We start from the raw sequence: 653 nt of genomic DNA, 5'->3' as shown, positions 1-653 counted from the left end.
GTGACAACGACGGTGTACGTGCCATTTGCCTCACCACTGATGTCCATCGCGTTGCTCGTCCAAGCGCCACCACTTTGTACCGTGGCACTGCCGCTGGCGATAACCGTTTCACTGCCTTGCGCTTTGATTTCTACGCTCACGGTTTGGCCATCAAAGCGGCTTGAAGTACCGGTGATCTGCAATGCGGCAGCATTGCTGCTATCCACATTGCCTACTGGCGTGATCGCCAAGGTTGGTGTGATTGGCATAGAGTGGCTGCGGTCTTCTGCGCCCGTATTCCCCGAAAGGTCTTGGTAGTCTTTCACCACCAAGACTACGGTTAGCTCTGACGACACTGGCACGACAACATCACCGGTCCAGACTTTCGCATCCGCTGTCTTGGTCAGTGTGATGGCGGAACCACCCAGCTCTGCGCTTGCTGCTTGCAGCGCTTTATCGAACTCCAGTCTGACCGCGACACTTTGTCCTTCCGCTTGATGCGTCGGATTGAATGTTGCGTTAGTCAGTGTTGGCAACGCCTGTGCCAACGTGAAGTTTGTGCTTTCTGTTGCTTCCACATTTGAGGCATTGGTGCCCGTGACAACGACGGTGTACGTGCCATTTGCCTCACCACTGATGTCCATCGCGTTGCTCGTCCAAGCGCCACCACTTTG

At 55.1% G+C, this 653-nt stretch carries 1 pseudogene; it reads right to left on the bottom strand.

Going from position 1 to position 653, the window contains the following annotated elements:
- A pseudogene (locus R7R24_RS27620) lies at positions 1-653 on the bottom strand (hypothetical protein); the annotation flags it as partial.

Source organism: Vibrio sp. 704 (assembly GCF_033339295.1).
Note: the sequence above shows the minus strand (reverse complement) of the source record. Positions and strands in the feature narration are given on the sequence as shown.